The following is a 381-nucleotide window of genomic DNA, read 5'->3' as shown; positions in this document are numbered from 1 at the left end:
CCTCATGGAGATATGGAATGTTTAGGTTGAACCCTTTCGTACGGGTCGGGCTGTGTTTGTCCGCTATTTCTTGTGCATGGCCTGTGTTAGCGGTCGATGATGATGGCGAAACGATGGTTGTCACTGCATCTTCCGTTGAACAAAACCTCAAAGATGCACCCGCCAGTATCAGCGTCATTACCCAGGAAGACCTGCAGCGAAAACCGGTACAGAATCTGAAGGATGTCCTCAAAGAAGTGCCTGGCGTACAACTGACGAACGAAGGGGATAACCGTAAGGGCGTTAGTATTCGTGGTCTGGACAGCAGCTACACCCTGATTCTCGTCGACGGTAAACGCGTTAACTCCCGCAATGCCGTCTTCCGCCACAATGATTTCGATC

Annotated in this window: 1 protein-coding gene; it reads left to right on the top strand. The window is 50.9% G+C overall.

Features of this window, described 5'->3' with window-relative positions; translation table 11 throughout:
• Positions 1–17 precede the first annotated feature (17 nt).
• A partial coding sequence (locus I6F28_RS37275; protein WP_225143990.1) for a TonB-dependent receptor plug domain-containing protein occupies positions 18–381 on the top strand: 364 nt, incomplete at its 3' end.

This window comes from Bradyrhizobium sp. NBAIM14 (genome assembly GCF_020193895.1).
Lineage (GTDB): Bacteria > Pseudomonadota > Alphaproteobacteria > Rhizobiales > Xanthobacteraceae > Bradyrhizobium > Bradyrhizobium yuanmingense.
This window is presented reverse-complemented; position numbering and strand designations above follow the sequence as displayed.